34 protein-coding genes and 1 tRNA gene are annotated in these 26,505 nt (G+C 53.2%); 11 read left to right on the top strand and 24 right to left on the bottom strand.

Annotated elements, in window-relative coordinates; translation table 11 throughout:
- Window positions 1-56: 56 nt before the first annotated feature.
- From nadB to IE156_RS13110, 4 genes are all read right to left on the bottom strand, one after another.
- A complete protein-coding gene (nadB, locus tag IE156_RS13125; protein ID WP_189393003.1) occupies window positions 57-1,547 on the bottom strand; it encodes an L-aspartate oxidase in 1,491 nt (496 codons plus the stop codon).
- Window positions 1,547-2,680 carry a quinolinate synthase NadA gene (nadA, locus tag IE156_RS13120; RefSeq protein ID WP_189393002.1) on the bottom strand — a complete coding sequence of 378 codons (1,134 nt, stop codon included), beginning with the start codon at window positions 2,678-2,680 and terminating at the stop codon, window positions 1,547-1,549. Before nadA ends, nadB begins: the two co-directional genes overlap by 1 nt.
- A gap of 210 nt (window positions 2,681-2,890) precedes the next feature.
- Window positions 2,891-3,937, bottom strand: coding sequence for an NADP(H)-dependent aldo-keto reductase (locus IE156_RS13115; protein WP_189393001.1), 1,047 nt, complete (start codon window positions 3,935-3,937; stop codon window positions 2,891-2,893).
- A gap of 156 nt (window positions 3,938-4,093) precedes the next feature.
- Window positions 4,094-4,510 (bottom strand): YkgJ family cysteine cluster protein, encoded by a 417-nt coding sequence (locus IE156_RS13110; protein ID WP_189393511.1) that lies wholly within the window; start codon window positions 4,508-4,510, stop codon window positions 4,094-4,096.
- 457 nt (window positions 4,511-4,967) lie between these two features.
- Between IE156_RS13110 and IE156_RS13105 the strand changes: the two genes are divergently transcribed.
- Window positions 4,968-5,044: transfer RNA gene (locus IE156_RS13105), tRNA-Val, on the top strand.
- Window positions 5,045-5,204: 160 nt separating this feature from the next.
- Here the strand turns inward: IE156_RS13105 and IE156_RS13100 are convergent.
- Together IE156_RS13100 and IE156_RS13095 are read right to left on the bottom strand one after the other, a co-directional pair.
- A complete protein-coding gene (locus tag IE156_RS13100) occupies window positions 5,205-6,425 on the bottom strand; it encodes a tyrosine-type recombinase/integrase (RefSeq protein WP_189393000.1) in 1,221 nt (406 codons plus the stop codon).
- Between the two features lie 16 nt (window positions 6,426-6,441).
- A complete protein-coding gene (locus IE156_RS13095) occupies window positions 6,442-6,678 on the bottom strand; it encodes a helix-turn-helix transcriptional regulator (RefSeq protein ID WP_189392999.1) in 237 nt (78 codons plus the stop codon).
- Window positions 6,679-6,960: 282 nt separating this feature from the next.
- Between IE156_RS13095 and IE156_RS18600 the strand changes: the two genes are divergently transcribed.
- Window positions 6,961-7,245 carry an HNH endonuclease gene (locus tag IE156_RS18600; protein WP_189392998.1) on the top strand — a complete coding sequence of 95 codons (285 nt, stop codon included), beginning with the start codon at window positions 6,961-6,963 and terminating at the stop codon, window positions 7,243-7,245.
- Window positions 7,246-7,276: 31 nt separating this feature from the next.
- Here the strand turns inward: IE156_RS18600 and IE156_RS13085 are convergent, their stop codons facing one another.
- The gene (locus IE156_RS13085; RefSeq protein ID WP_189392997.1) at window positions 7,277-7,750 is read right to left on the bottom strand and encodes a class I SAM-dependent methyltransferase; all 474 of its coding nucleotides are present in this window, start codon (window positions 7,748-7,750) and stop codon (window positions 7,277-7,279) included.
- Window positions 7,751-7,838: 88 nt separating this feature from the next.
- Between IE156_RS13085 and IE156_RS13080 the strand changes: the two genes are divergently transcribed.
- A complete protein-coding gene (locus tag IE156_RS13080) occupies window positions 7,839-9,260 on the top strand; it encodes an HNH endonuclease (protein ID WP_189392996.1) in 1,422 nt (473 codons plus the stop codon).
- 28 nt (window positions 9,261-9,288) lie between these two features.
- Here IE156_RS13080 and IE156_RS18550 read toward each other — a convergent pair whose 3' ends face one another.
- Window positions 9,289-9,594, bottom strand: a complete 306-nt coding sequence (locus tag IE156_RS18550; RefSeq protein ID WP_308430478.1) for a hypothetical protein — start codon at window positions 9,592-9,594, stop codon at window positions 9,289-9,291.
- Complete coding sequence (locus IE156_RS13075) at window positions 9,572-10,228, bottom strand: phosphoadenosine phosphosulfate reductase domain-containing protein (protein ID WP_308430477.1); 657 nt, start codon at window positions 10,226-10,228, stop codon at window positions 9,572-9,574. The genes IE156_RS18550 and IE156_RS13075 overlap by 23 nt, the downstream gene beginning before the upstream one ends.
- 166 nt (window positions 10,229-10,394) lie before the next feature.
- Here IE156_RS13075 and IE156_RS13070 point away from each other — a divergent pair, with 166 nt between their 5' ends.
- Entirely contained in the window at window positions 10,395-11,084 is a 690-nt protein-coding gene (locus tag IE156_RS13070; RefSeq protein WP_189392995.1) for a hypothetical protein, read from the top strand.
- Here IE156_RS13070 and IE156_RS13065 read toward each other — a convergent pair.
- Entirely contained in the window at window positions 11,081-11,977 is an 897-nt protein-coding gene (locus tag IE156_RS13065; protein ID WP_189392994.1) for a recombination-associated protein RdgC, read from the bottom strand. The genes IE156_RS13070 and IE156_RS13065 overlap by 4 nt on opposite strands.
- A gap of 66 nt (window positions 11,978-12,043) precedes the next feature.
- Between IE156_RS13065 and IE156_RS13060 the strand changes: the two genes are divergently transcribed.
- Entirely contained in the window at window positions 12,044-12,625 is a 582-nt protein-coding gene (locus IE156_RS13060) for a hypothetical protein (RefSeq protein WP_189392993.1), read from the top strand.
- A gap of 573 nt (window positions 12,626-13,198) precedes the next feature.
- Here IE156_RS13060 and ssb read toward each other — a convergent pair.
- The 6 genes from ssb to IE156_RS13030 form a co-directional block, all read right to left on the bottom strand.
- Window positions 13,199-13,696: a single-stranded DNA-binding protein gene (gene ssb, locus IE156_RS13055; RefSeq protein WP_189392992.1), complete on the bottom strand. Its 498-nt coding sequence runs from the start codon at window positions 13,694-13,696 to the stop codon at window positions 13,199-13,201.
- Window positions 13,697-14,332: a lambda exonuclease family protein gene (locus tag IE156_RS13050; RefSeq protein ID WP_189392991.1), complete on the bottom strand. Its 636-nt coding sequence runs from the start codon at window positions 14,330-14,332 to the stop codon at window positions 13,697-13,699. It lies immediately after the preceding gene.
- A complete protein-coding gene (locus IE156_RS13045; RefSeq protein WP_189392990.1) occupies window positions 14,332-15,069 on the bottom strand; it encodes an ERF family protein in 738 nt (245 codons plus the stop codon). The genes IE156_RS13050 and IE156_RS13045 overlap by 1 nt, the downstream gene beginning before the upstream one ends.
- A 7-nt stretch (window positions 15,070-15,076) precedes the next feature.
- Window positions 15,077-16,144, bottom strand: coding sequence for a coiled-coil domain-containing protein (locus tag IE156_RS13040; protein WP_189392989.1), 1,068 nt, complete (start codon window positions 16,142-16,144; stop codon window positions 15,077-15,079).
- A 195-nt stretch (window positions 16,145-16,339) separates the two neighbouring features.
- A complete protein-coding gene (locus IE156_RS13035) occupies window positions 16,340-16,717 on the bottom strand; it encodes an ead/Ea22-like family protein (protein WP_189392988.1) in 378 nt (125 codons plus the stop codon).
- Between the two features lie 106 nt (window positions 16,718-16,823).
- The gene (locus IE156_RS13030; RefSeq protein ID WP_189392987.1) at window positions 16,824-17,183 is read right to left on the bottom strand and encodes a hypothetical protein; all 360 of its coding nucleotides are present in this window, start codon (window positions 17,181-17,183) and stop codon (window positions 16,824-16,826) included.
- Between the two features lie 282 nt (window positions 17,184-17,465).
- Between IE156_RS13030 and IE156_RS13025 the strand changes: the two genes are divergently transcribed.
- Entirely contained in the window at window positions 17,466-17,798 is a 333-nt protein-coding gene (locus IE156_RS13025) for a hypothetical protein (protein WP_189392986.1), read from the top strand.
- 169 nt (window positions 17,799-17,967) lie between these two features.
- On the opposite strand, the gene IE156_RS13020 is transcribed toward IE156_RS13025, so the two are convergent.
- From IE156_RS13020 to IE156_RS12990, 7 genes are all read right to left on the bottom strand, one after another.
- Complete coding sequence (locus tag IE156_RS13020) at window positions 17,968-18,306, bottom strand: hypothetical protein (RefSeq protein WP_229841322.1); 339 nt, start codon at window positions 18,304-18,306, stop codon at window positions 17,968-17,970.
- On the bottom strand, window positions 18,291-18,530 hold the full coding sequence (locus tag IE156_RS13015) for a hypothetical protein (RefSeq protein ID WP_189392984.1): 240 nt from the start codon (window positions 18,528-18,530) through the stop codon (window positions 18,291-18,293). Before IE156_RS13015 ends, IE156_RS13020 begins: the two co-directional genes overlap by 16 nt.
- A gap of 115 nt (window positions 18,531-18,645) precedes the next feature.
- The gene (locus tag IE156_RS13010; RefSeq protein ID WP_189392983.1) at window positions 18,646-18,873 is read right to left on the bottom strand and encodes a hypothetical protein; all 228 of its coding nucleotides are present in this window, start codon (window positions 18,871-18,873) and stop codon (window positions 18,646-18,648) included.
- 954 nt (window positions 18,874-19,827) lie between these two features.
- Complete coding sequence (locus IE156_RS13005) at window positions 19,828-20,061, bottom strand: hypothetical protein (RefSeq protein WP_189392982.1); 234 nt, start codon at window positions 20,059-20,061, stop codon at window positions 19,828-19,830.
- Between the two features lie 787 nt (window positions 20,062-20,848).
- On the bottom strand, window positions 20,849-21,691 hold the full coding sequence (locus IE156_RS13000; RefSeq protein ID WP_189392981.1) for a DNA adenine methylase: 843 nt from the start codon (window positions 21,689-21,691) through the stop codon (window positions 20,849-20,851).
- 64 nt (window positions 21,692-21,755) lie between these two features.
- Complete coding sequence (locus IE156_RS12995) at window positions 21,756-23,147, bottom strand: ParB N-terminal domain-containing protein (RefSeq protein ID WP_229841319.1); 1,392 nt, start codon at window positions 23,145-23,147, stop codon at window positions 21,756-21,758.
- A 149-nt stretch (window positions 23,148-23,296) separates the two neighbouring features.
- Window positions 23,297-23,677 (bottom strand): helix-turn-helix transcriptional regulator, encoded by a 381-nt coding sequence (locus IE156_RS12990; RefSeq protein WP_189392980.1) that lies wholly within the window; start codon window positions 23,675-23,677, stop codon window positions 23,297-23,299.
- 48 nt (window positions 23,678-23,725) lie between these two features.
- Between IE156_RS12990 and IE156_RS18595 the strand changes: the two genes are divergently transcribed.
- On the top strand, window positions 23,726-23,986 hold the full coding sequence (locus IE156_RS18595) for a transcriptional regulator (RefSeq protein ID WP_189392979.1): 261 nt from the start codon (window positions 23,726-23,728) through the stop codon (window positions 23,984-23,986).
- A 42-nt stretch (window positions 23,987-24,028) separates the two neighbouring features.
- Here the strand turns inward: IE156_RS18595 and IE156_RS12980 are convergent, their stop codons facing one another.
- Window positions 24,029-24,235 (bottom strand): hypothetical protein, encoded by a 207-nt coding sequence (locus IE156_RS12980; protein ID WP_189392978.1) that lies wholly within the window; start codon window positions 24,233-24,235, stop codon window positions 24,029-24,031.
- Window positions 24,236-24,298: 63 nt separating this feature from the next.
- Between IE156_RS12980 and IE156_RS12975 the strand changes: the two genes are divergently transcribed.
- From IE156_RS12975 to IE156_RS12960, 4 genes are read left to right on the top strand one after another with little or no spacing between them, the layout of a single operon-like run.
- Window positions 24,299-24,871: a toxin YdaT family protein gene (locus IE156_RS12975; protein ID WP_189392977.1), complete on the top strand. Its 573-nt coding sequence runs from the start codon at window positions 24,299-24,301 to the stop codon at window positions 24,869-24,871.
- 58 nt (window positions 24,872-24,929) lie between these two features.
- Window positions 24,930-25,283, top strand: coding sequence for a recombination protein NinB (locus tag IE156_RS12970; RefSeq protein WP_229841311.1), 354 nt, complete (start codon window positions 24,930-24,932; stop codon window positions 25,281-25,283).
- Window positions 25,280-25,678, top strand: coding sequence for a nuclease domain-containing protein (locus tag IE156_RS12965; RefSeq protein ID WP_189392975.1), 399 nt, complete (start codon window positions 25,280-25,282; stop codon window positions 25,676-25,678). Before IE156_RS12970 ends, IE156_RS12965 begins: the two co-directional genes overlap by 4 nt.
- Entirely contained in the window at window positions 25,675-26,505 is an 831-nt protein-coding gene (locus IE156_RS12960) for a phage replication initiator YdaU family protein (RefSeq protein WP_189392974.1), read from the top strand. The genes IE156_RS12965 and IE156_RS12960 overlap by 4 nt, the downstream gene beginning before the upstream one ends.

The following is a 26,505-nucleotide window of genomic DNA, read 5'->3' as shown; positions in this document are numbered from 1 at the left end:
TACCGAGGAGCCTCTTTATATGATTTTTTTATTCTATCCCATCGATATGCGGCGTCTTAGTTCAGTCGGAAATGCGCTCCTAGGCTAAGGGGGCGCGCTAAAGCGGCCTGGGCCAGTAGCCATGCGGTGTCCAGCTGCAGGCTCATGGCGTGGTTTTCTGGGGTCTTGGAGATTGTATTGATTTGTTGGCGCCATTCTTGGACGGTTTGCAGCGCTTCTTGTAGGCCGGCACGGTTTCGCAGCAAACCAAGATGCTCTTGCGTCACGGCTTGCAAGGCGGACAGTGTGATTTTGGTCTTGGTATTTACTGCTGACTTTTTGTCTGCGGGAACCAAGGGCAAGCGTTTTGTGGGGACGTTGGCAGCAATGGTTTGGGCCGCGGTGCGCCCCATCACCACACATTCCAATAAAGAATTGCTGGCCAAGCGATTGGCCCCGTGTAGACCCGTGCAGGCGACTTCACCGATGGCATACAGGCCGGGTACTGTGCTGCGCCCGCTTAAGTCGGTTTGAATACCGCCGCAGCTGTAATGGGCAGCAGGGGCAACGGGTATCCAATCGCAGCGTAAATCCAGGCCGCGACGCAAGCCTTCTTCGAGCGCTTTAGGGAAGTGCTGCTGCAAGGTGTCGGCTCCAAGATGGCGCACATCCAGCCAGACGTGATGGGTATCGTCATGACGCATTTGTGCTGCAATCGAGCGGGACACAATATCGCGAGGGGCCAGTTCGGCGCGCTGGTCGTAGTTGGCCATAAAGCGGTGGCCGTGAGCATCCAGCAGATAGCCGCCTTCGCCCCGTAAGGCTTCCGTCAATAAAAAGGTCGTGCCCTGTGCATGCAGGCACGTTGGGTGGAATTGAATGAACTCCAGATCGCGCAGCTGGGCACCCACACGCCAAGCCAGGGCCACACCTTCACCCAGGGCGCTGGAAGGGTTAGTGCTGTGTGAGTAAAGACTGCCCAGCCCACCTGTCGCCAACACCACATGGTCGGCCAAGATTGTTTGGTAGCGGCCCGCCTGTTTATCGTAAATATCGACTCCGGCGACTTGGCCTTGCTCGTTCCTGCGCAAGGCCAATGCCTGGCAATGAGGGCGTGGCAGGATATTGGGAGCATGAGCCAGCTGATGGAGTAGGGCTTGCATGATGGCCTGCCCACTGGCATCTGCGGCATGCACGATGCGTCGTTGGCTGTGTCCTCCTTCGCGCGTCAAATGCAACTGGCCGTCATCGCTTCGGTCCAAGGGAACCTGCTGTTGAAGTAGCCAGTCAACGGCTTGTGGGGCAGCGTACACAATCCCGCGTACCGCGTTTGGATCAGAGTGTTGTGCGCCCGCTTCCAGTGTGTCTGCAATATGTTGTTCCAGACTGTCTTCCGCGCTTAAAACAGCCGCCAGCCCACCTAAGGCCATAGGGCTGGCCCCGCAAGGAGCTGCTGCGGTGCTGAGCAGGGTAATCCTCATGGAAGAAGGAAGAGACAGAGCAAGAGTGGTGCCTGCCAGTCCTGCACCTATGATCAACACTTCCGTGTGCGTTAAGCCGGTTTGCATCAAGCCGCCCCTACATCTTGAAACTGCTTGCTGTGTTCAGCCAGATCGGCACTGACACGTAAGGTGTTTTGCTGTGCAGCTGCAAAGTCCATCATGCGTTGCAAGGAGCGCCGTGCGCCTTCACGCAAAGCAGCGTCAACCTGAATGCCTGGACCGGGCTGCTTGAGGCGTTCGTGTAAAGCGTCCAAACTGTTGAGCGCCATCCACGGGCAATAGGCGCAGCTTTTGCAGGTCGCGCTTTCGCCTGCGGTGGGGGCTGCTAAAAAGGTTTTTCCTGGAGCTTGCTGACGCATGGCATGCAGAATTCCTTGATCAGTCGCCACAATAAACGTGTCGGCAGGGTGCTTGATAGCGGCACGCAGCAGCTGCGTCGTCGAGCCGACAACATCCGCTAGTGCAACCACGGAGGCGGGGGACTCCGGATGAACCAGAACTTGGGCGTCGGGGTACTCGCTCATCAATGCTGTTAAGCCGTCCGCCTTGAATTCGTCATGAACCAGACAGGAGCCTTGCCAGAGCAGCATGTCGGCACCAGTTTGTTTTTGAATATAAGAGCCCAGGTGACGATCTGGTGCCCACAGGATTTTCTTCCCTTGAGCATGCAGATGTCGAACGATATCTAGCGCGATTGAAGACGTGACCACCCAATCAGCCTGAGCTTTCACCGCAGCACTGGTATTGGCGTAGACAACGATTTCTCGATCAGGATGTGCCTCACAAAATTGCTTGAAGTCCTCTGGCGCGCAACCCAAATCCAGCGAGCAAGTGGCTTCATCGTGCACAGCCAATACACGTTTTTCAGGGCTTAGGATTTTGGCGGATTCCGCCATAAAGCCCACTCCGGCAACCAGTACTGTGCTGGCCCTATGCTCTTGCCCAAAGCGTGCCATCTCTAAAGAGTCACCCACGCAACCACCAGTTTCCAGAGCCAAGTCCTGAATATCAGGATCGGTGTAGTAGTGCGCGACCAGCACCGCATCTTGCGCTTTCAACTGTTCTGCTAAAGATCGTTTCAAGGCGGCTTTGTCAGTTTGCAGATTGAGTTTGATGGGTACTTCATGCCAGGTAATCTGCCGGCTTACAGCGTCCTGGGAATCAGTTTGGCAGACATCAATGGGGTAACGCCGAGTCATAGCTGTCCTTGATGCTCATTTTGAGCATAAATAACTTAAAAAAAGGGAAAACCAGATTGTCTGAGCGACGAGGGGAATCGTCTCTTTGTTATGCTTTTTTTGAGCATAAATAAAAAAGTAGCGCTCTGCAAGCGAGAAAATAGACACAGGGAAAACAAAAGAGGGGTGCCCCGCCTTGGAAATAAACCTCCAAAGCGGGGTGCGGACCAGTTAGGGCGCGGGATTGGGCGAGTGATGGTGGATAGCGTTGATCTTGGCGATCAGTTCATCACTTAGTTGCACATCCGCAGTGGCAATGTTTTCGCGCAACTGCTCCAGCGTCGTTGCGCCAATCAAATTGCTGCTGGTAAAAGCTTGCTGGTTGACCCAAGCCAGGGCCAGTTGCGTAGGCGTTAAACCGTATTCGCGGGCCAGCTCGTTATAGGCCAGCGCCGTTTCGCGTGCGCGGGGGGCGTCGTAGCGCGTGAAGCGCTCGTACAGCGTCAAACGGCCTTTCTCCGGTTGGGCACCGTGATCGTACTTGCCCGTCAGTACACCCATCGCCAAGGGCGAGTAAGCCAACAAGCCCAGGCCGTCATAACGGCAGAATTCGGACAGACCTTCCTCGAACACGCGGTTAAGCAGGTTGTACGGGTTTTGAATCGTGGCAATCAGGGGCAGGGAGCGTGAACGGGACAGTTCCAGGAAGCGAGACACACCCCAAGGTGTTTCATTGGAGACACCGATATGGCGTATCTTGCCCTGACGCACAAAGTCGTCCAAAACCGCCAGGGTTTCCTCAATAGGAATGGTGTCTTCTTCCTTCCACGGGTAGCTACGTTGTCCGAAGGTCACCGTGCTGCGATCTGGCCAATGCAGCTGGTACAGATCCAGATAGTCTGTTTGCAGTCGACGCAGGCTGTCGTGCAGAGCTTGTTCCAGGTTCTTGCGATCCAGACTGGTTCCGCCATTGCGGATATGGCCAGGGCGCTTAGGATCGCGTTGCGGACCGGCAATTTTACTGGCCAGAACGATGTCCTTGCGGCGGCCAGTCTTGGCCAGCCAGGTACCAATATATTGCTCGGTCAAACCTTGCGTGGCGGCCATGGGGGGGACAGGATACATCTCGGCGGTATCCACCAGCGTCACCCCCAGTTCCAAGGCCAGATCCAGCTGAGCGTGTGCATCGGCCTCACTGTTCTGTTCCCCGTACGTCATGGTGCCTAAACCAATCAGGCTGACATCCAGGTCTGTATTGCCCAGCTTGCGGTATTTCATTTGCTTCGACTCCGAAAGCGCAGGGCCGGGCGGCCCTACAAACCGTGCATGGTAGCGTATTTAGACGACATGCCGCAGGGCTTATCGGACAGATCGCCCATAAAAAAACCACCGCCAGTTATGTGCGATGGTTCTTGTTGTTGAGTGCTTCAGAGCTCAGGCCGCCTCGTCATGCTCCGGTAACGCGGGTGGGGCGGGTAGCGGACGCTTAGGCAAGAGTGGCAAGCCATGTTTGCTGCGTAAACGCTGACAGTCCACATTGGGGCTGCCATCCAACTCCCAGATCTGATAATCCCGACAAGGAGTGGGGCGATCAAGGTAAATAGCGCAATGAATACCGGGTTGCCCCAACGTGCCACGCAAGGCAATACAACGACCTTCACCCAGTTCAGTACCTTTCATACAGGCGCGCAGTGGACCTATCTTAGTCGTCAGCTCCACAGGCACCGTACCGCCAGTCTCGCCATTTAACTCGCCGCTATAAAAAGACACCCGGAAGTGCGAACAACACACCCCGCAGCTTAAGCAGGGATTCTCGTCAAAAATCTCGTCATTAGGTGGCGTATATAACACCGCCTCCAGGGCGACTTCCTGAACACCAGGTAGATCAAGCAACTGGGCAGGGGTAGGCGGGAGAGAAGAGCAAGTCATGTGCGTAGGTGTCCCGTAGCGGCTGCAGAGCGGTTTCAGAAGAGAACGATAATCTGCAGGCGTAAAGCAGTTATTTTATTTTTGCCCGCAGAACTTGGATAGAAAAATCGGTGGCGGCAGGTCGTCTTGATGCGGCAGAGAGACAGATCTTATGTATCTGTATGTTTCGTGATGCTTGAGTGCTGGGAAAGACTGAAATGGGCTGGGTTTTGACTTTTTTTGCTTCTTCTTTATAAAACAATAGCTTGAGTGTTTTTTGAGATCATAGGGAAACTGAACGCTGAGGACTTATAAAAAAAAGAGCATCTTTTTTATAAGAAAATGCGAAATAGTGTTGACAGCATCATAGGGAAGATCTATTATTTCATTTCTTCATTGCAGGCGGTTAGCTCAGTTGGTTAGAGCGCTACGTTGACATCGTAGAGGTCGCTGGTTCGAATCCAGTACTGCCTACCAGAATACATGCACACAGCTCCAAGCTGTGCCAAGAAAAGCCCCAAAGATCAATGCTTTGGGGCTTTTTTGTTGCCCAGCGTTCCAAGCTGCGCCAAGCCAGTCCCAGATCGTTTGGGGGTATGGATGGGGGTATGGTGTAACAGGAATGGGGGTATGGAAATTACGAGGCTTTTTCAAGCTGTTCGTCCAGATAATCCGACCACCATTGCATCAGTTTTTTGCGCTCGTCCAGGTACATGGCATGGTTGTATGCGCGGCGCACTTTGTTTCTGTCGCGGTGAGCCAATTGCCGTTCAATGGCGTCAGGGCGAAAGCCGCTGTGCTCATTCATGATGGTCGATGCCAACCCTCGGAAGCCGTGCCCTGTTTGCAGCTTCTCATAGCCCATGATTTTTAATGCACGGTTCATGGTGTCACTGCTCATCACAGCGCCGCGGCGATTATGGACATTGGGAAACAGGTACTGAAACTGCCCCGAGTGCTGTCGCAAGCTTTCCAAGATAGCAAGGGCTTGGGTTGAAAGCGGCACGATATGGTCGGGCGCGGTCTGCTTTTGTGCCAGGCGTCCCTTCATGCGCTCGCCTGGTATCAGCCACAAGGCATTTTTCCAATCAATTTCACTCCATTGCGCCCAGCGCAGCTCGTTTGTCCGCGGAAAAGTGCGCATCATCAGCTTGATGGCCAGACGCGTCTCTGGTCTGCCGTGATAGCGCTCAACGCTGGCGAGTAGGGCGGGGAGGTCCGTTTCTGCTACGTGTGGGAAATGCTCTACAGGTGGGCGCTCTTGCAGAAACTGCCGTAGCCCTTGTGTGACGTCTATCTGAATTAAGCCAGTACCGCAGCCGTATCGGAAGACCATGCCGACTGCTTCCAACACTCGTGCAGCCATCTCTAGCGCGCCGCGTTGCTCTACCTGCTGCACCAGTTCCAGTACAGCTTTTCCAGTCACGCTGGAAATGGAGCGCTGGCCGATATGAGGATGCACGTTTGCGGCAAGAGCATTCGAGATCCGCGTAAAGTAGCCTTCGCTCCATACCGGTCGACGAGTTTCCAGCCATTCGTCTGCGACCGCCTTGAACGTGATACCCATGGTCGCCGGCGGGGGCGCCTCGCCAGGCTCAAGTCCTTCTGATAACCGGGCTTTGGCTTTTTCACGCTGTTCTCGGGCGGCAGCAAGACCTATCTCCGGATAAGGGCCGAAGGTCAGGATGTTTTCCTTCCCCGTCATGGGGTGGCGGTACTTCAGTCTCCAGCGCTTTGAGCCGGAGGGGAGCAGCTCAAGGTACAAACCACCGCCGTCAAAAAGGCGGCTCTTGCCGCCCGTGCTGAATTTTGCTGCTTTGCACTTTGAGTCCGTCAGCGGTGGAATCTTCTTTGCCATGTCTTTAGGTTTCCTCTTATTTATAGGAGTCGGGATTATTGAGCCAGGCAAGGATGTCCTCACCCTTCCAGGCTGTGCAAGCTCTGCTTACCAGCTTGGCGGCCGGCGCTTGTCCAGCAAGTACTCTTTTGCGCCAGGTTTCTCGACTAAACGGGATGCGGTCGGCGAACTCGTCCCACCGGTACAGGCCCTCGGGGTGGATGGTGGGGGCGCTTTTGTGAGCCGCTGCCATCGAGTTGTTGGGTTGTGGCATGGTTGTGTTCTCCATGAAAAAACCGGCGCAAGGCCGGCTGGAATCATTCCTTATTCGTACAGGTTGAAATCGCTTGTTGTTGTGTTTCAGCCGCAGCTTTTAAGCCAGTGCATCTGCTTTACCCTATAATCAAAACCGCCACGGGAATGCTCCGTGGGGGAGCGGCGATCTCTGTCACGTTCCTGGTCAATGTGCGTCTGCACGGACCCATGCCTTAATCAGATCACTGATGAGACATAGCCTTGATGGCTGGCGCCTTTTCTTAATTGATTAGGAGCCGCTATGGCTAAGACATCACTTCAAAAAGCTCGTGCGCGGGCATTCAAACTTCAAAATGGTTGCTGCTTTTATTGTGGGCAGCGTATGAACCAATCCCCCATTACAAAATGCACTGCGGAGCACCTCCAAGCCCGATCTGAAGGTGGGGGAGTGGTTGGCAACATCGTTGCGGCGTGTTGGTACTGCAATAACCACAGGCACAGAAGCAGGATTCCCATGGTGCCCGAGGCTTGGCAGGTGTATGTCGGCAGAAAAGTGCAGCAGAAACGGTGGCCGACCCTGACCTAGGAGGAGCGTGCCTGGTTGTGTGGGTGGGTGTTCATGACTGTCCTTTCATGAAGGTGATCCAGTGGGTATCGGCACGTTTCCCGCTGGGATGGCCGAACAGGGGCTTGTGTGGAGTCAACTTAAGGATCTGACGAGTGGGGATCTGGATCTCGTTCCATTTAAAAATCAGCACACCCTCTGGCTTAAGGACGCGGAAGCATTCCGCAAAGCCACGACGCAGATCGTCCTGCCAGTCATCACTGAGAATTCCGTACTTGGCACGTAGCCACGATCCCCGCCCAGCGTGACGCAGGTGAGGGGGATCGAAGCAGACAAGGCGAAAGCTCTCATCTGGGAAGGGCATGGCCCGGAAGTCCATATTCAGATCGGGCGTGATGTTGAAGGCCCGTCCGTCGCAAAGCGCGTGATTCTCGCTGCGAATATCTCCGAAGAGAGCGCGTTGGTCCTGGCGGTTGAACCACATCATGCGGCCACCGCAGCAGGGGTCTAGAACAAGCTGTGTCATGTAAATAGCTCCTATATATGGACGCAAAAAAAACTCACTAAGCGTTACACTTGGTGAGCTAAGTTCAATTATTAAAAGGGGTTTGGGCGTGACTGAATTTAATGCTTGGGTTTTTCAGGGAAACCCTAATATTTATGACTTAGAGAAGTACATACAGTCTTCTAGGCAGATATACTGGAATACTCCCAATCAGAATAGAACAAAGATAGCTATTGGAGATCCAGTCATTATTTGGCGTTCAACATTTGATCGAGGGGCTATCGCGGTCGGTTATGTGAATGAGCTTCCTACAAAAGCTGCTGAGGTTTTACATCCTGAAGCTCTAGGCAGTGAGTTTTGGGTGGAGCAGGAGGCTGTTAAGGAAGAGGAGTGGAAAACAGGGATTCAATTAGCAGATATTCGTGTGGGATCTGTCCAGGGTATGGTTACCCGGGAGCACTTTAAGCAGCATCCTTTGTTGCAGAGATCACAAATCATAAAGAATCCTAGGGGAACTGTATTTCAGATGTCCCAGACTGAGTTTCAGGCTTTTGAAGAGCTCTGGAAAAGCTCGTCAATGCTAAGTGCGTCGAGTTTAGTGGGTGAGTCGTGTGCCAAACATAAAAACTCTATTCGAAAGCGTTCCTTTTGGTGGGTCAGCCATGGATCATCGTTCAGTCGCGAATTAGACGGCGGGTACATTTGGTGCCCGGTGGTGCGTGATGAAGATGTGCAGAGACCTACTTGGATAAACGTAAGCAAGGTCCGCAAGGGGGATCTCGTGGTGTCTTACGCCAAGGGGTTGGTCCGAGCTGTTGGAGTGGCGATTACTGATTGTTTTGAAGCGCCTGTACCTGAAGGACATGGGTTTTGGAATGGCACGGGATGGCAGGTAGATGTTGATTGGGTATTTTTAGATGATCAATTGAGACCCATGGAACATATGTCTCAACTTGGCGATCTACTTCCTGCACGAAATTCACCATTACGACCGTCTGGCGAAGCTAATCAATTTTATCTATGTGAGGTGTCTGAGCAATTTTTCGACGTGCTCATCGAACTGGTCGGTCAGTTGGACATTAGATTTGAATCAAAATTAGATGATGCCGAAATTGACGCATCGTCATCATCAGAAACTGAGGCCAAATATTTGCGGAAGGCACGTATAGGTCAAGGAAAGTTTCGTGAAGGCGTCATGTCTGTTAGGCATTTTTGCTGCGTGACTGGCACCGAAGATTCGCGCTTGCTCACCGCTAGTCATATAAAGCCGTGGCGTGATTCAAACAATGACGAGCGTTTAGATAAACACAATGGTTTCATGTTGGCCCCACATGTCGATAAATTGTTTGATAAAGGTCTGATTTCTTTTTCTGATGATGGAGATATTCTTGTGTCCAGCAAGGAGATTAAGGATGTTCTTATGTCTTGGGGCATTAGCCTAGATCATCGATGCCCTCCTTTTCATAACGAAAACTTACCGTACTTGGCTCAACACAGGGCGCTGTTTGGCTTTGCGGATCTTGATTCTTGACCTTTGAGGTTTTTGGAGTGTTGTTGTTTCATTCGCATAAGCCATAGATAGACGAGCAACTGGAGGCGTCTGCAAAGACCCGCGTGAGGTCGAACTGGCGCCCGCCTCGGCTGGTCATCGACCACTCCACCATCCTGTCGATACCGTAGTTTTCGTGAGTGATGATGTCGCCTTCTTTGTAGGTCGGGTCGTCTACGGCACTGAAGAAAGTGCTGCAACCGCGCTTGCTAGCAAGACTTACCAGGCGCTCCCACTCACGCACTCTATCCACCTCTTCTGGCCAGCGCTGGGCAATCTGGCGCAGTTCATCTTTATTGCAGTTGACGCAGGGCATGCATCCAACTCTCTTCAGCGCCCTGCAAATACAGTGGGTTGGGCTTTATGTTCATTAAGTGGTGGGCATCAAACACATCAGCAACTTTCCAGCGCAGGATTGGCCGGTAGTTGAATAATCCTCCACCTACCTCATCACACTCCGGCAAGTACCGACGTGCCAGGCTTTCCTCAGCCCGCACCCCTTGCCACGATAAGACCATTCCACCTTCCTCCATAAGTGGCAGCATCACCTGTTCAATTAACGGGTTTGCTTTCAGTTCCGTTGTGCAGAACCGAGTCTTGGTGCTGGGGAAGCGGCCTTTCCATAAACAGAGATCCAGAAACGGGATGCCGGTGGGATGCAATACGGCCAGGGCCTGCTCAACAATCGAGTCCGGGACATCCTTCTCACGCCACTTCGTATCCACATAAAGACGCTTCCTGGCGATCTGCTCAGAGAAGTCGGCCTTCACCCAGCGGATCGGCACGCCAGTGGCCTGGGCCAAGTAGTTCACATAGTCATAGGTCTGCTGATGCTCATGTCCAGTGTCCGCAAAGACGGCCTGCAGGTTGGGTACTTCCTGAACGATGGCCAGCAGCAGTAGGGCGGTGCTGTCCTTCCCGCCTGATACTGAGACGACGTTGTGGGTCATGGGTTGATCCTAGAAAAGAAAAACCCCGGTTGAGTAAATCAAGCGGGGTTAAGGGGTGTTGCTGTAGTCGTGATGCTTCATAGGGGTGGAATCCTATGCCCGAGCCACAGGGGTTCGGCTATGATCCTTGCGGATATGTGCAAGGGAAATTGCGTGGAGGCCCATAGTGAAAAAAAAAATATACGATGAAGAGGCGTTGCTATTGTTGGCTCTGCTTGTTGGGGTGGGAGCTGGAACGGGTGTTGGGATGTTCTTTTTTCCTTATTTAAGACCTCTGTTAGCGTTTGACGGGGCTGCTGCTTGGGTTCAAGCGTTTGGTTCGGTAACTGCCGTGGGTGTGGCTATATATGTATCGAATCGGCAAAGCAGAATTGAACGAGAGAGCCGTGCTTTGATTGCAGAAAGTGCAAAGAAGTTGGCAACGGATTCTGGGATAGCGGAATTAGAGGCTGCTGCACAGCTTGTGGAGCGCTTAGGGCAAGATGTCAAGAAAGTGTGCGAGGGCGCTATTGAAAAACTTAAAGATGGAGATATTACGAATTACAGAAGATCAAGGTATCTACGCAATAGCCAAGCAGCGGTTAGCAGAATTCCTTTGCATCAAATGCCATATGCCGTTATTGCTCGGCATACTATCGACATTGTTCATTATTCAAATGTATGTGCTGAGTTACTGCTTGGCATGAGCCCACACACCGATAGATTTGGTGCGGATATACTTGCTTCCCCACAGACTCCGTTAGAGCGCTTGCAGGTCTTGTTGGCAAAGACAGATGAATCATTGGAATATTTGGATAATGCCGTTAGGCTGTTTGACGGGGAGTCACCTGCTATTTCTGCGCGACATCTTTGTTAGGCTCGCTCGCCGTCCAGCACTTCGACCAGATCGCTGATCATTTTGGCCAGCTCGGCGGTCATCAAGGTCATGTCGGCATCAAAGATTTCATCGTCATTGACGGCTGTCACGTCCTGCTTTTCAGTCAGAATGTCCAGTGGAGCGACGCGTTTTACGTCCAGCGCATCGGTCAGCACAAAGCTGATGCGATCCGCCCAGGTCATGGCCAAACGAGTGCATTGCTTGCCGGCTTCAACGTGCTTGCGCACTTCGTCGATGTCGGCGCTTTGTTTCACGTAGCGCACAGCAGCACCGCTATCGCCGGTGGAGCGCAGTTCAGTGTCCTGGTCCACAGTAAAGTTGGCCAGTTCTTCTTCCTCGACCAGCCAGGAAGTCATGGCGGCACCGGGAGATTGCTCGGTGTACAGAGCTTGCACGGGGAAGGGTTCCACGCTCTTTGCGAACAGGCCTAAAACCTCTTCGCTCTTAGCCACGACTGCGGCATCAATGACAAACCAGCGGTTTTGTGTGTCGATCCACACTAAAGTGTCGCGCTGCACGGCATGGGAGCGAGGCATCAAGTCCACAATTACTTGTTCCTTGATTTCCTTCATCTGCTTGCGGCCTGGCTTGCAGCCTTGCTGCTCTTCGATTTCGCGGGCCTTCTCGTGAGCTGCCTGGTTAACCACAGCACTGGGCAGCAGTTTCTTTTCAGCACGCATGCAGATCAGATACTGCCCGTTCACTTCATGGACCAGCTCACCTCCTTCACGTGGCGGCACCCAGCCCAGGCTGAGAGGTTCTTGGCTGCCGCCAGGGGCGAACTTATGCTTGGCCAACATTTCGGCCAGTTGTTGAGCGGACAAGGCAAATGCCGTATCCAAGCGATAGATACGCAGGTTTTTAAGCCACATGGGTGTATTCCTTTCAGGATGGGCTATGCTCACGCGGATAAATCATCGCGTGAAGAGGATAGGGAAATGAAGACAGAGGGCTGTGAAGCGCGGACATTGGTCGCGCTGGTGGTGGGGGTGGGGTTTGGGGTGGTTATTGGTATTGCGACGCTTGCGGCCGCACACCCGGCATTTCAGTCAAAGGAATGGGCAGCCTGGGTGCAAGCTCTTGGTTCTATCGGCGCAATTGCCGCAGCGATATTCATTATGAAGCATCAGTCCAAGGTACAGATGGAAGAGCGGAGGCAAGAAAAAAAGATTTTTTTGGAGACTGTCTCCGGTCTTATGGAGGGTATACGGACTAGACTGATTGCAGCCGAGAATAAGAAACTAGTGGCCTCAGATGATGAAACTTGGAACGCCTTTGAAATTGATCTGTCTTGCCTAGAGGTTACAAACATGGAGATGTTCGAGTCGAAGGCTTTATTAGACGCCTTTATAAAGTCAAGGGCGAATCTGAATTTAATGGTCAAATTTAAATTTATTAATAAAGACGCTGTTCAATTTTCTGTGGTTATGAGGGGTTTGGTGGAAAAGACGAATGAGGCTGTGTTTGAGTTTTTGCAGGAAAGTGATGCTGTAAAAAACTCAATAGAGCATCGCCGTTAGTGATGGTAGATACGAAGGCTTTTAAACCGCATGGATCTGCTCCTTGCAAGATGGTTTAAGCTGACCGGAGTCAATGATTTGGATGGGGGGAGCATGGACTTACTAGTAGCCGCTAAGAATCAAGTCTTGGCGGACAGCGATGTGGTTGTGGAGTTCTTTTGGTCTTTTAATTGGCTAGAGACCAGGATTATTCAGAACCATGGACAAGGCTGGGGTGAGGGGGTTTTTAAATCTTTCGAAGGAGCGGAGTCTCTAACAATATGTTGGTCAAGATTTGCCCACCACCTAGAAGACTGTCTGGTGGAAGAGGTTGACTGCAGCGAGTTTGCGATTCTGTGCGAGCGTCCCCCTCAGCGACGTTCGCAAGAAACAGGGTTCTGGAGTAGTTCTAGGCCGAGACCGCTAAGTCTTAGGCGCGCTTTCTCCCAAGTTCCTACGCTTAGGAACAACTTGTTTCATGGCTCGAAAAGTGAGGGATGCTCAGTTCGCAATACTGAGCTCCTTCAAGCTGGTATTGCGGTTATTCGTTGCATTTATGACAAGCAAGGCGTGGTTTTCAGGGTTTAGCAGGAACTAGAACGGAATGTCGTCATCCATATCGGCTAAGTTGTCCGTCATTGGTGGGTGTTGTTGCGGCTGCCCACGCCCCGTGGCCTCTGCGTAGTTGTTGCGCTGCTGGCCCTGCGGTTGCCGTTGTTCTGGCTGTGGTGAGTTACCGTAGCCTTCGCTTCCACTGTCACGACCACCCAACATTTGCATTTGCTCGGCGATAATCTCGGTTGTGAAACGCTCCTGGCCGTCCTGGCCTGTCCATTTACGGGTGCGCAGACGACCTTCTACGTAGACGGGACGGCCTTTGCGCAGGTATTCGCCCGCGATTTCAGCCAGACGGTTGTAGAACACCACACGGTGCCATTCCGTTTCCTCGCGCTTTTCGCCGGAGGTACGGTCTTTCCACTGCGAAGTCGTGGCAATGGAAATATTGCAGATGGCCGAGCCTTCCGCGCTGTAGCGTACTTCTGGGTCGCGGCCGAGGTTGCCCACCAGAATGACTTTGTTGACTGAGGCCATTTATGCGGCCTCCAGCAGGGCGTCCCGCAGCTCTTGTTGATACTTGGTGACCGTCCGCTCGAACTCCATCAGATCGGATTCCAGCGCATCGATCTGGTCGTCGTTGCGCTCGATGCGGATAATCTTCATTCGACCCAGGTCGTGAACCCACAAGACCAGATCCACCCATTTGCGGCCAAGCAGCCACATCGCGCCATTGCACTGGTCTACGTAGGCTGCAATATCACCGTTCACAAAGGCGGTGAACAGAGTGTCGCTGCTGACCATTGTCTTGATTTCAATGATCCCATCCTGACCGACCAAACCGTCTACGCTGACCCCAAACAAGCGGTCGTGTGTTGTGATGAAACCGGCTTCGTCAACGATGTGACCTGTTTTGCGCTCATAAACGGCGCGGCCGTGTGGCTCTTGCTCGGTGCCCAGGCGCATGGCGCCGTTCACAAAGACCTGCATGGGCTCGCCGCCTTCGCGCTCTCGGGCGACGTCCATGGCATAGTCCAAACATTTCTTGGACGGGGCTCCGCTTTTCAGACGGTCGCGGCAGTCCTTGAATCGGCTGCCGGTGATGACGCCCTTGCGGGCTAGGAGCCATTCTGGAGTGCCTTGTTCGGCGGTGTGAATGATTAAGCCTTCCATTACTGAGCCTCCGTGAGCATCTTTTTCTTGTCCGATACGGCCTTTTTGAAGGCGTTGTAATCGGCAAGGTTGTTGGTTGCGTAAATGACGTTGCCGCCTTGTTGCCAGATGGTCTCTAGCTCTTCCAGCGTTTCGGCCTTGGCTACTTCGCTAATCCAAGAGTCTTTCAGAGCAGGATCTGCTGGGGCTCGACCATCGGTGTCGTCATCTTGCTCGGACAGGCCGGTAATGGCCTTCAAGGTGTATCGCTCCAAGTAGGTCTTGGTGCTGGCGCGTGACTGAATAGCGTTGCGGCCTGGGCCGGCATCTGGTGGCCCGCCCATGCTGACACTTTCTTGATGACCCCCAACGTGCCGCAGGTAGCAGGTAACCTCCATCCAGTCTTTGTCATCCTTAGTCAGTTTCCAACTGGACGAAAGCCCATGCTTGGAGAGGGCGGGGGTGACTGCATTCACAACATCATGCAGCTCGGCGTATTTTTGATTCTTAAGCGGGCCATCGGAACGGGCCTTACCCTTGATGATCGTGACTGATTCGGCCTTGAATGCAGCGAACGCCTCGTCATAAGCTTTCTTGGCCTGGGTGGCGTTGTAGCGATCCTGCAGGTCCATCATTTGCCCGATCTGCTCAGGACTCATTCCAGATTGCAGGGCGGCGATTGCCATGGCCATTGGCGACCCGGCCGGGGCGGGTGCTGCGACAGCAGTCTGTGGGGTCTCAATGATTTCTGTGCTCATGGTGTCCTCAATATTGGATTCGGATAGCCGGGATCAGACCTTTGGCGATCAGAATGACGGCCTGCTTGGCGCATGCGTCGGGCAAGCCATTTTTGATAAATGCAGCTAGGGCTGCGTTGTTGATGCTGGCCTTGTGCGCGATATCGGCTTCGCGGCTGCGCTGCTCGGCCTCTTCGGCTGCCTTGGCGTCGGCTTGACGCTTGATTTCTGCCTGGCGGGCGGCCTCGGCGGCTTGCTCGGCCCGCGCAACTGATGCAAGCCGTTCAGCTTCGGCCTGTTCTTCGGCGCGGCGCTGACGTTCAGCAGCGTCTTTGGCGTCCTGCTCGGCCTTGGTCTGGGCGGCTTTCGCGTCTGCCTCGCGTTTGGCGGCAGCATCGCGTTCAGCCTGGGCCTTCGCCTCTGCGTCGGCTCGGGCTTTGTCTGCCGCTTGCTGGGCAATCTCAGCTTCGCGGTCTTTCTGCTCCTGCTCGGCCTGCTTGCGTCGTAGCTCGGCCAGTTCCGCCTGCTCAGCTTCGTACTTCTGGCGCTCAGTCAGGGCTGCGTTCAGGATTTCCAGCGCTTTGGCTTTGACCCGGTGAGCCTCGGCCTCAAAGTCTTCCCAGGACTCGCCAATCACCGCAGATTCAACCGTTACAATGCGCTGGCGCAGGGTTTCAACATCAAGCCCACCGACTTCTCGGGCTTGGCCTGCCATGTTTTCAAGTGCAGCGCGGTGGATCTCCACACGCTTTGCCTCAGCTTCTTCCCAGTCGGTTAGAGGTTTGCGCACTTCGTCGCGCAAAGCGTCCATCTTTGTATTCCAGTCCCGGCGCTGGGTGTCGATTTTCTTCGGCACTTCTTTGTACTCAGCAGATAGCGCTGCACCCATCTTCTCTACACCCGTTTTCGTGCGCGTTACCTTGTAAGCGTCGGCGGCGCAGGCTTCGCGGTCTTTGCGTTTGCTCATGTCGTACACGGTGCCGCATACCTTCTCGCGTACCTGCTTGACGTAGCTGTCCAAGCCTCCGGGCGTGGTAAATGTTTCTAATGCCGTCTCTTGGGCAGGCAGTTCAATCAGTTCTGTGGATTCGGTCATGTCATGCTCCAACTAGATAAGTCACCAGGGAAGGGCCGAATGCGATAAGCCCGCCTACCGTGATAACTGCAGGTATTGCGATTGCGAAGGTAGGGAACCAGCCCCAGGGCGGGGTGCTGCTATTTGGTGCGTAGCATCCCTGGCCATCGAAAGGGTTGCGGCGGCGAGTGCGGGGGAAGCCTGGGTTTTGGTCGGTCATGTTGGTTCTCCCGATAGGGCGGCTAAAGCAATACGCACGCAAGGTCGATCGCTGCCCCATGCTTCTTCGGCTGCATTTGCCAGATCTGCTAGAGCTTCCCGCAGCCTCTCAATCTCAGCCGCCTGGGCGTCTCGCTCTGCGAGTAGCGCGCAGATGGTTTCAGGATTGGCCGCTGCAATCAGCAAGGCATTGGCGCGCTGTTCAGACTGTTGCTCTGGGTGAGGCCATCCGGTTTCGACGAACGCCATGACGCCGCTGACACTTCCGCCTCGAACGACTATTCGGTGTGAATCTCCTACTTCGTTGATGGATCGTGGGCCCGGCGTGGGCCCGTTTGCCAGCGCCGCACGCAGTTGCGCGTAGTTGTAGCTCATGGCTGCCTCCAGATACTGATCACTTCTGAAATTAAGTAAGCAAAGCCCATGCAGCCAAAGACAATGGCCAACAATGTGACAATGCCAAGAATGAATGCAGCAAGGTCTAGCACGACAGCGCCTCCAGTTCCTGCTCGGTCATTGCGTCGTGACTGGCGTCTGCCCAGCTCAGGATCAGGGCGTTGATGTGGGCATTCAGGCCGTTGGTGTAAACCGGGTCATTTGCCAGCATGGCTTTTAGGAAAGGGCCGACTGCGTCTGATTTCTCGTAGGAAATAAGCTGGTCGCTCATGACCTCCAGCAGGTCGGCGCGGCTTTTGAGATTGGGCAGGTCGGGGCGGCCCCAAGACATCAGCACCGCCTGGGACTTGCCGATGAGGCAGTCCTTGATCTGCTGTGCAATAACTTCGCGGCGGCGCTCCGCCAGCTCGTACGCGCATACCTCGCGTTCTGCGATAGCGTTCATTTTTAGCTCCGGGGGGATTGCGCCGAAACCCGGCGCTTGAGAATAGGGAGAGGGTTAGCTTGCATCCCCCACCGTCACGACTTGCGCGCGCAATTCGGTATTGGCAGGTTCTGGAGTTCTATGCCCTCTAGTCGCAGCACTCCCGACCGCCCATGGCGTGGGCGGGGTTGATTTAGAATTGGTTAAGGGAGTGGGAATGCTGCGGCTGGAGGGGGCTAATTGCCGTTTTTTGCGGGCCTGTATACTGCGTAGTATCCAATTCGCTTGCGATACGAGGACGCTATGATCAAGCCAGGTAAAAACATCGCTATAAAAATTCCGACCTATAAATGGCAGGAAACCGTGGAGTTCTACCGTGATCGTGTCGGGCTAACGGTAAAGAAAATATTGAATGAAAGTATCGGCTTCGAGTTTGGTGAAATGACTCTTTGGCTTGATCGCGTAGAAAAGCAGAGCCAGACGGACGTGTGGCTTGAGCTTTTCAGTGATGACCCTGACTCTGCAATAGAGCAACTGGGTGGGCCAGCTCGTGACCATCTTGAGCCGCTTGATGGTGTTGAGGGCCACTGGACAAACGATCCTGCTGGGGTCGTCCTGCTTGTTCGTAAAGAGTAGTACTTCGAAGACGTTTGTTCTTGCCATCATCAAGGCGGGCAGGGCTTGATACCTGCTGTGCCTTTTGGCTCGGATCATTACCTAAAGCCTAACGAGGGATCACCTAACCCCATTGCGTGTCCTATCCACGCCGCCGCCTTGATGATGCCCCTCATGAGAAGGGCTGTGATCACCACCACGCAGAGGCTTGTTCTTTCGCACGGATCAGATCATCTTCAGTAAGGTGGGTGAACCCTCCATACTTAGTGTCTAAGTCGCTACCTACCGTCCAAGCTTTAAGCATGTGGCTTTTGCTGCACCCCCTGTAATCAATGGCTGGGTTTAAGCAGCTGAAAACCTGCGCTGTTCTGTGTGCAGTGATTCCCTTAAGGTGACGGTTGAAGATTTCTGCTCGCTCCTTTATCCCGGTCCCCGCTTTCTCTTGCTCGTCATGCTTGCCCGGAAAATCTGCGGGCCAGCGCATTGGTTTATCCATTTGACCTCCCGTAGAAATCAGTAAGGCAGCCATGCCATAGGCATCTTGCCGGTGCGCTTGTTGGGCCTTCCATCTGGCTTCGGCCCGCGCGCCATGACAGTCAGCCCATCATGAGCAACCGTCTTGCGCGCCAACGCAATCCAGTCGTGGCAAAACTGGGGTGCATCAAACTCCGGCGACACCTGCCTGTGTTTGGCTGATTCAAAAATCTTTGCAGCACGATCTGCGTACCATTGCTGCAGATCCTCTGCTGTCATTTGCTCCAGCTCCTTCTTGGGGGGGCTTTGCGAGCCGCCAGCGTTTTGGCCAGCGATTCCGTCATACCAAATACACAGAAAGCGGACATGCCGTTCTCCTATAGCGGGGGCGGTGTTACATCACACGGCCAAGACAATCACAAAGATAGGTGCGCAGCAGCTTTAGGGCCTCGTCCTCCTGGCCCAGCGACAGCGCCTGGAACATTGCTTGTAGAGCGGGGGCATGATCAATGTGATCTAAACCCCGACTCTCCAACTCTGAAATCAAATCGCTTGTATCGATGTCGCTGAGCTCGACATCCACATCAATATCGACGGTCGTTGATACGGTGACGCTCGACATACAAATCTCCTCGCATGAAAAACCGCCCTGAGTAGGACGGTTTCAGATGCGGCCCCACCAAAGGGGCCATATGTGCTGGGATTCCAACCAGCATGACCGTTTCCGTTTTTGGCCGTCTACGCCTCACCCTCTTTCTCCGTAAACCGTGCTTTGACGGACTGGAGACGGCAGGGATACCGCGCAGAGCTACTGCCATGCCCGTAGGTGCTATTGAGCCGGACGAACACCCCACATGGGCGGGGTGAGCAACATCGGCAAAATGAACCGGAAATTCAGGGGAGGGTGCAGCAGGTCCGCTATACTTCGAGGCTTAGGGACTGTGAATCCCTATAGTTGCGGCCTCACAAGCTGCTGAAGGTGATCCAGCGCTGATCTGTACAGCTGCCGCCGAGCGTTAACGGGCGTAAGTGCAGATTGGCGATGGTGAGCCGGACACTGGAAAGCGAGGCTGACCAGTGTCGCGGGGAGCTATCCTAGGTTGCGAACCGCAAGCGCCGCGCATGGGCGCTATATAAGTACTACCAGGCTTAACGCCTGTGGCCACAGGCTTTCCTTGGATCTGCAATGAACCAGAAAGTTACTGTGAAGGTGGACGTTAAGGTTGATGTGGCCGCCATCCTAAGGGTGGTTGCTGCCATCATCCTGATAGTCGTTACCTAGGAAAAGCGGGGCGGTAGATTCCGTCCCGCTGCTCCTGAACCTTTCAAGCACGCATCTCTGCGCACCCTCTCTTGAATTCCCGTTTTGTTAAAGAGCCCCGCCGTGGCGGGCGCAGCCTTTGCTGCTGGCGCTCTCTGAACCGTTACTTACCGTGGCTTTGCCTAAAGGTGTTCTGCGGTTTTGGTGAAGCGTTGGAATGAAGTATAGAAACTCTTTACTTGAAAGTCAACTAAATCTATACCTAATGGATAGATAAAGTAGACCAACCATGGAGGTGGGGCTACTCGTTAAGTTTTATCGGAGGGAGGTGAAGCGGGCGTGCGCTAATTCGGCCAGTTCAAGTGTCGTTAGAAATATGTTCTGTCGATCTGCTTGGCTGATGTGGTCGAACAGGCCGGGGGCAGCGGCCCAGGCGCGTAACAGTGAAATGCTTTGAAGGAGTGACTCCATTCCAGCGTCGTACTCAGCGAATTGCAGCGCATTTTCTTTGCGCTGTGATGCCGGCGGCTTGTCGGTATTACTCGTCATATCGCAATGCTCTTCTCTTACAAGTGGGCGTTTTAGATACGCGCTCTGATTGGTTTGTGAGTCCACAAGGAGCGCGCCAATATGGCGGGGCTGGGGGATAGTTATACTGTATATCTATACAGTATTTTAGGTCAAGTTAACGCGGCTAATCATATGGCTGGGCTTTGCCGAGAGGACCGCCTGCGTAAGTCTCGTGCCAGCCCAATCTGGTACGATTTCGTCTTTATTCGTTACTTGGGAGAGGGGAGTGTATAAACAGACATCCGGTGCGCTGGGGATGATGGCTTTGCTTTTCGCATTATTTACCGTTATTGCTGCTACGGTTGCTATCTACACTTACGGGGAAATTACCGTCGTAGAGCCAGGCCTATATGGGCTGGCTCCATCTGTTAAGACAGTGACGAACTGGCCTCTGATTATTTCTTGCGTTTCTGCTGGGTTTTATTCAATAGCGTTTGCTGCTTTGTTTATGTATGTTGAAACGACCAGGAACGCAGTTGCCAAGATAGCCAACCATCTTGGAATCGAGGGAGAAGAGCCCAGTAGCGCCCAACCAATAAGCGAGGCCGACGAGCAAGCGCAACCAAGTGCCAGCACGTCCCCAGCGCAGAGGCAGGTTAGGCGGGGAAATCGCTCTGTATAGTGCAGCGACCGTAGCAGGCAACAAAAAAGCCCCTCTTGGACCGCACCCCAAAGTAGGATCAACGTCCAACTTTTGGGGTGCAGCTCAGGGGGGGGCTGCGTCTTTGCAGATAGCATATCGTTAGACACCAATAGAGCGCGAACGTTACTTCCGTAGGCCGGACGTAGGCTGTAACCCAGGGGCCAGCACTAAAAGCTCCGAAGTACGCCTTTTTACCTGTGCATAATAGATTAGGCTTTTTCGGTAAATGGAAAGTCCGGAATACAGGGCCTCAATCTCTGGTGTGTCATCGTACGTCAGCATCCATGGTCTTTCCAGATTTTTAATCCGGGCGGCAAGATTTGCGTGATCATCCGGTTTATAGAAGCTTAAATAAAGGTCTTGACCTCTATTGAAGTACGGTGGATCGATGTTTATTAAGGATCTGCGAGGTAATTCTTTGTTCCAGGTTTCAAGACATTGTACGGCGTCCATTTTGCTGAGCCGAACTACTTCACGATAAACATGGATACGCTGAATTTTATGAATTAGATCTTTTTTATTAAATCGGCAATCTAATTTGTAATTTCCTGTCTGTGCTTTTCCTCCAATAACTCCACCCTTCAGTATTCCTGATCTATTAGTTCGATTTAAAAATAAAGTTGCAAATGCTAGTTCTGACGATTTGGCTGATGGATCAGCTAATATCTTTCGTTGCTTATGCCATTCTTCAATTGTTACTTCTGTTTTTAGAATTCGCTCACAAAGGGAGTCTGGTTGATTCACTACTGCATCCCAAAATGCGTATATCGCTGGGTCTAGATCATTCAACCAGACCTCTGTCATGTCTCCATTTAGGAGCAGACGCCACGCTATGCCAGCTCCACCTGCAAATGGCTCTGCGTAGACACCGCCATAGAGACCGTTGGCACGAGTCAAGTCGATGACGAAGGGGCTAAGTTGTGTCTTCCCGCCAGGGTAACGTAGTGGGGTATCAGTGATTGGCATGCAGCGAGGATAAGCAAATTTCAGAGTTTTGGCCAGCCCTAAATATGATGTTTTAGTGGTCGACTTATAGTTCGTCTAGCATCGCTCGCAAAGATGGCTCCCACGTGTCGAAGAGGGCACGAAGGTGAGGCCGTGTTGGGATGGAGCCTCCGTGTACAGCATGCCCTAGACTATGCAGGCTGTAAGGTTGATCCCGACTTCCGGCAGCCTTGCTAATTACTGTAAGTGCCTTGCCGGTGACTCCGAGTACGGCAAGCTCATTCATACAAACTTGCGTCAGTTTGTGATCATTCATTTCAGGGCTGTATTTTCCTCTCTTCTTGGCGAACAAGATCATCGTCTGTTCGACAAATGCTCGTAGTAAATAGTTTGCTGCAAACGGAAAATCATCTAACCTCATGCTTAGTGCTTCAGCGCGTAGACGGAGTAGAACCCTATCTTTGCAGGGAACCATAAAGCTGCTGTCAAAGAGGGTTGAGATTTGGGCTGGATTACGAGGGGTGCGTTTTTTCTTAACGAGACTAAGCTTTGTGTCGGGAGCTGACGCAACGGGTAGTGTGGCTGTAATAGCCTCTGGTGGAGCTGGATTGTCGATGGGTGTAACTGGAGTTTGATTATTGGATTTAAGCGTTGTTGCGTACTTTAATCTGTCTTCGCTATTCGTTCTAGAGTTAACCAACAATGTATCGTCATTCTGTTTGGTGATGCTATCCATTACCAATTTAAGAAGTGCTAAATCGACTTCACCAGTCTCATGTGTGTAGACTAATTTCGAAGCACTACCTAAGCCAAGCAACGCTCGGACACCCGGTGTGCCGAGATATCTAGTAATGGTTGTTAGGCTGACCTTATCCCTTTGCTCTTGTGTCAACAGCCCTGTGTTTACGAGTCTATCTAAAACTTCGAGAGCTAGTTTATTCGCTTTGGAGGAAGTGTTCCGATTACTTCCGGCTGCCCGGGTTTTTTGATCTGCGTTCCATTCGCGCGTTCCACGCCCGCCTTGAGGGCCAAGATGTCGAAGGTCGATCCATGGCTTTGCAGCCTCCCTATCAGCGAAGACATGAACCTTAACGTCTTTGGGGACTTTGGCCGTTGCTGTTAGTCGTCGCAGCTGTGCTTGCAGTTCACGATTGGGTGCTCGACTGGGATCCAGCAAAAGAATGAGGGCGCACGTCCTTCGATTGCCTTCAACTGCTATGAAGTGACCTGGATGGCCGTCATATGGGATGACGCCTAATACATCTAGTGGACTTAGCGCTCCCCTAGTCGCGATATCATTTGCCAACTCTTCGATCAGTTCTTCGTTGCATAGTTGTGCAATGACCTCACTATCAGACTCAAGCGGGGTGTGCCGAGGGTTTTCTGGATCAAGATGTAGTCGGTTAACAGAAAGAGTTCTATCCCCTAGCTCTTCTTTTAATTCAGGGCTTGCTTGGCTGAATGTATCGGGGGCCATATGTGTTTCCTCCACTTTACATGATGATAGAAGTGTTTAAATTTAATTACTTTATGTATAAAAAATAAGGACCCGAATGGGTCCTTGTCTCTTCCTGCTCAATCCTTCTTACGTACAGCCTCCCTGGGCTGGGTCACGTTTCCAGTCATTCACTTGCTCTCGTCTTTCTTCACGTCCAGGCCGAGCTGGGCGGCGGACAGGAGGATAACTGCCTCAAGGCCGGCTTGGTCATGGGGGGCGAGGCCCTCAATCTTGTCTTTACTCACTTTTCTGAATGGCCATGCGGACTCCGTGATTATCGGCGCATCAAGCCCAGGCAGTGGCATCTCGAACCCTGTTATTTGGACGATCTTGATTAGGTTTCCAAAAGACGGTTCATGCCGTCCGACTTCCCAAGCTGAGATATTTGCTTTCGTAAGGCCGAGCTGCTCCGCAAGCTGATCTTGAGTCAGCTCTTTGTACTGCCTTGCCGCTTTGATCCATTCATTTAGCTTCATGTTGCCGAGTGTAGAGAAAATCTGTACATGCATGGTCTATTTAATATTGACTATGAAGTATAGAAATCCTATACTTCGATCATGAAAACCACAGAACCTATCCATCCTCTTCAGGTAGCGGCCCAGAAATTTGGGTCGGAGGCGGCCTTGGCTCGTGCAATTGGAGTGACGCGCGGCGCTATGAATCAGTGGAAAAACCCAGGTCGCGAAGTGCCTGCAAAGCATGCGCCTCTTATTGAGTCTCTCACTGGCGTTTCCTGCGAACGACTATGTCCATCAGTGAACTGGGCGGTGGTGCGAGGTTCAGGAAACCCAAACTATGCGGAGCGCGCAAATGTGTGATCCAGAAAAGCGGGAGCCGATTCCCATCGGCCCCACAGACATTTAGTGAAGGGTAGAGGCCCCTGCTTCACCTAAACCGTGAAATTCATTCCAAAGCAATCGATCCAGCACGCCTTCTACGTGAGCCTCTGTTGGGTATTCAAACATTTGCCTGGCCAACTCCGTGGCACGGTCCAGTAGTTCCAGGCGTTCAAAGTCGATTTCTTCATCCATGCCGGTAGTGTCCGGCCCATTCAGATTCTTATCCATACGTAGTTCCCGAGGATTGCAAAGGTCTCAGGGGCTACTTTACGAAAGCAGGACGGATCAATCATGCGAAACGAGTCGCACAAATCCAAGCTAAAGACCTTGCTGCATTACGTGGACCAATGGCGTGCGCGCGTAGGTAGCCGGGAGGCGGTGGCGCTGGCCATTGTTGAAACCCATCAACGTCACGGCCTGGAGTCCAGCAGCAAAGTTCGTTTCGAGACAGCCGGTGACACATTTACGTTGGCCAAGAACGCGGCTGATCGGATCTTCCGCTGGCTCGACGATCAGACCAAAGACAGCAACTACATGCCAGCGAACTTCGAGCAGTCCATTCTCCTGGCCATGCCAGAAGACCTGCGCTACGCCTATGTGAACGAAATGTTGCGTCCTCTGGGCTTCTCCGCGCGCAAGTTCATTTTCTGCTTCGGGCAAGAGTTCGATGTGGTGGACCGCGTAAAAGCGATCAACAAGGAAGGTTCGGAAGCCATGGCGGCGGTGTTGAACTTATCCCAAGACACCAGCCTGGACGCGATGGAAGCAGCGCATAAAGAGCTGTCCGAATCCATCGGCACCCAACGTGCGGCGCGTTCAGCACTGGAAGAGCAGATCGCCCAGCGTAAGCACGTGGAGGCCTGACATGCGTTTGATCTATCGAGAATTCACGCTTCGGGATGGACTGAGTTGGAACAATCTTGTGGCATTGGTGCGGGCGAATGCGCGTGCCGCGATCGACAACGATAAGCCGCTCAAGGTCATCGTGACTCAAGCAGAAGCAAAGCGTCGCAGCGTCCAGAACCGCTACTACTGGGCTGCCGTGATTACACCGATCGCTGAGCAGGCCTGGGTAGGCGGGCGCCAGTTCAGCAAAGAGTCCTGGCACGAACTGTATGGACGCTTGTTCGGGGTTTGCGAGGACATCACGCTGCCCGATGGTGAGGTGGTAACCCGTCGGCTTTCCACTACTGATATGACGGTCTCGCAGTTCTCCGAGTATTGCGAGCGTGTTCAGGCTCATGCCGCCCAAGATTATGGAGTGGAGTTCTCATGAGAGCGTGGAACAGCACCCTGCGTGCCGGCGGACCGCTGCGCACTTATAAGCCGATGAAAGTTACGGACTGGAAGAAGCGGACGCCTAAGAAACGAGTCGGGCGGCACGACGCCAAGCTGCGCAATGCCGTGCGTGGCCATCCATGTTATTTGCAGATTCCCGGGCTATGTCGCAGCTATCCCGACGACCCGACTGTGGTCCCGTGTCATCCCAACTGGCTGGAGTACGACAAGGCAGGCGCACTGAAAGCCCCTGATTTTTATACCGTCCCTGGCTGCCATGCCTGCCACGCAGAGTTGGACCAAGGGCGGCGATTTACTCGCGATGAGAAGAAAACGATCTGGGAGCGTGCGTTCGCTGCTTGGCGACCAGTGCGGGATAAGGAGTTTGTATGAGCGTCAAGGTAATGACGGCCGTATTTGAACGGTACCCGGTCGGTGGCGGTGAGATGATTCTCGCCCTGGCGCTGGCCGATCACGCTGATGACGACGGATGCAAGGTGTTCCCGTCCATTGAGCATTTGATGATCAAGACTCGTCAGTCGCGCCGCACAGTCCAGTATCAGCTACGCAGGATGGAAGAGTCTGGCTGGCTGATTCTGGTCAATAGCGGTCATGGTGGACGGGGGCAGTCTCGTGAGTATCGAGTCAACCTTGATTGGATTAAAGGTGGCGATTTACCGGGCCAAGAAAACGGTGCAGAAATTGCACCCATTTCTGATGGGAAAAACGGTGCAGATTTTGCGCCCATTAATCCACCCGAAAAGGGCGCAATCCACGACATAAAGGGCGCATCTGACGACACAAAGGGTGCAAACGGCGACATGAAAGGGTGCAACGGGTTGCACCCGCATATAACCACCATAGAACCATCAAGTAACCGTCATAAACCATCAAAGGCTGAAGCCTTGGCTTTGCCCGACTGGCTGGACTCTGATTCGTGGTCGATGTGGGATGAATTCCGAAAAGAAAAATCCGGTAAGGCTTGGACGGAGGCAGCCAAACGGCTTTCTCTGCGAACACTCGGCAAGCTACATGCCGCTGGGCAGGACCCCATAGCCGCCATTGAGCAGAGCATTGAGCGTGGTTGGACTGGGCTTTTTGGCGTCAAGGAAAGCAACACCGGACAAGGGCCCTCAGCGCAGTCCGGAGGCTTGAATCGCCAGGAGGCACTGGAGTCCCGAAACCGAGAAATTGCCCGTCTAGCCGCTTTGGAGTCCTGA

The organism is Alcaligenes pakistanensis, assembly GCF_014652815.1.
GTDB classification, from domain to species: domain Bacteria; phylum Pseudomonadota; class Gammaproteobacteria; order Burkholderiales; family Burkholderiaceae_B; genus Alcaligenes; species Alcaligenes pakistanensis.
Note: the sequence above shows the minus strand (reverse complement) of the source record. Positions and strands in the feature narration are given on the sequence as shown.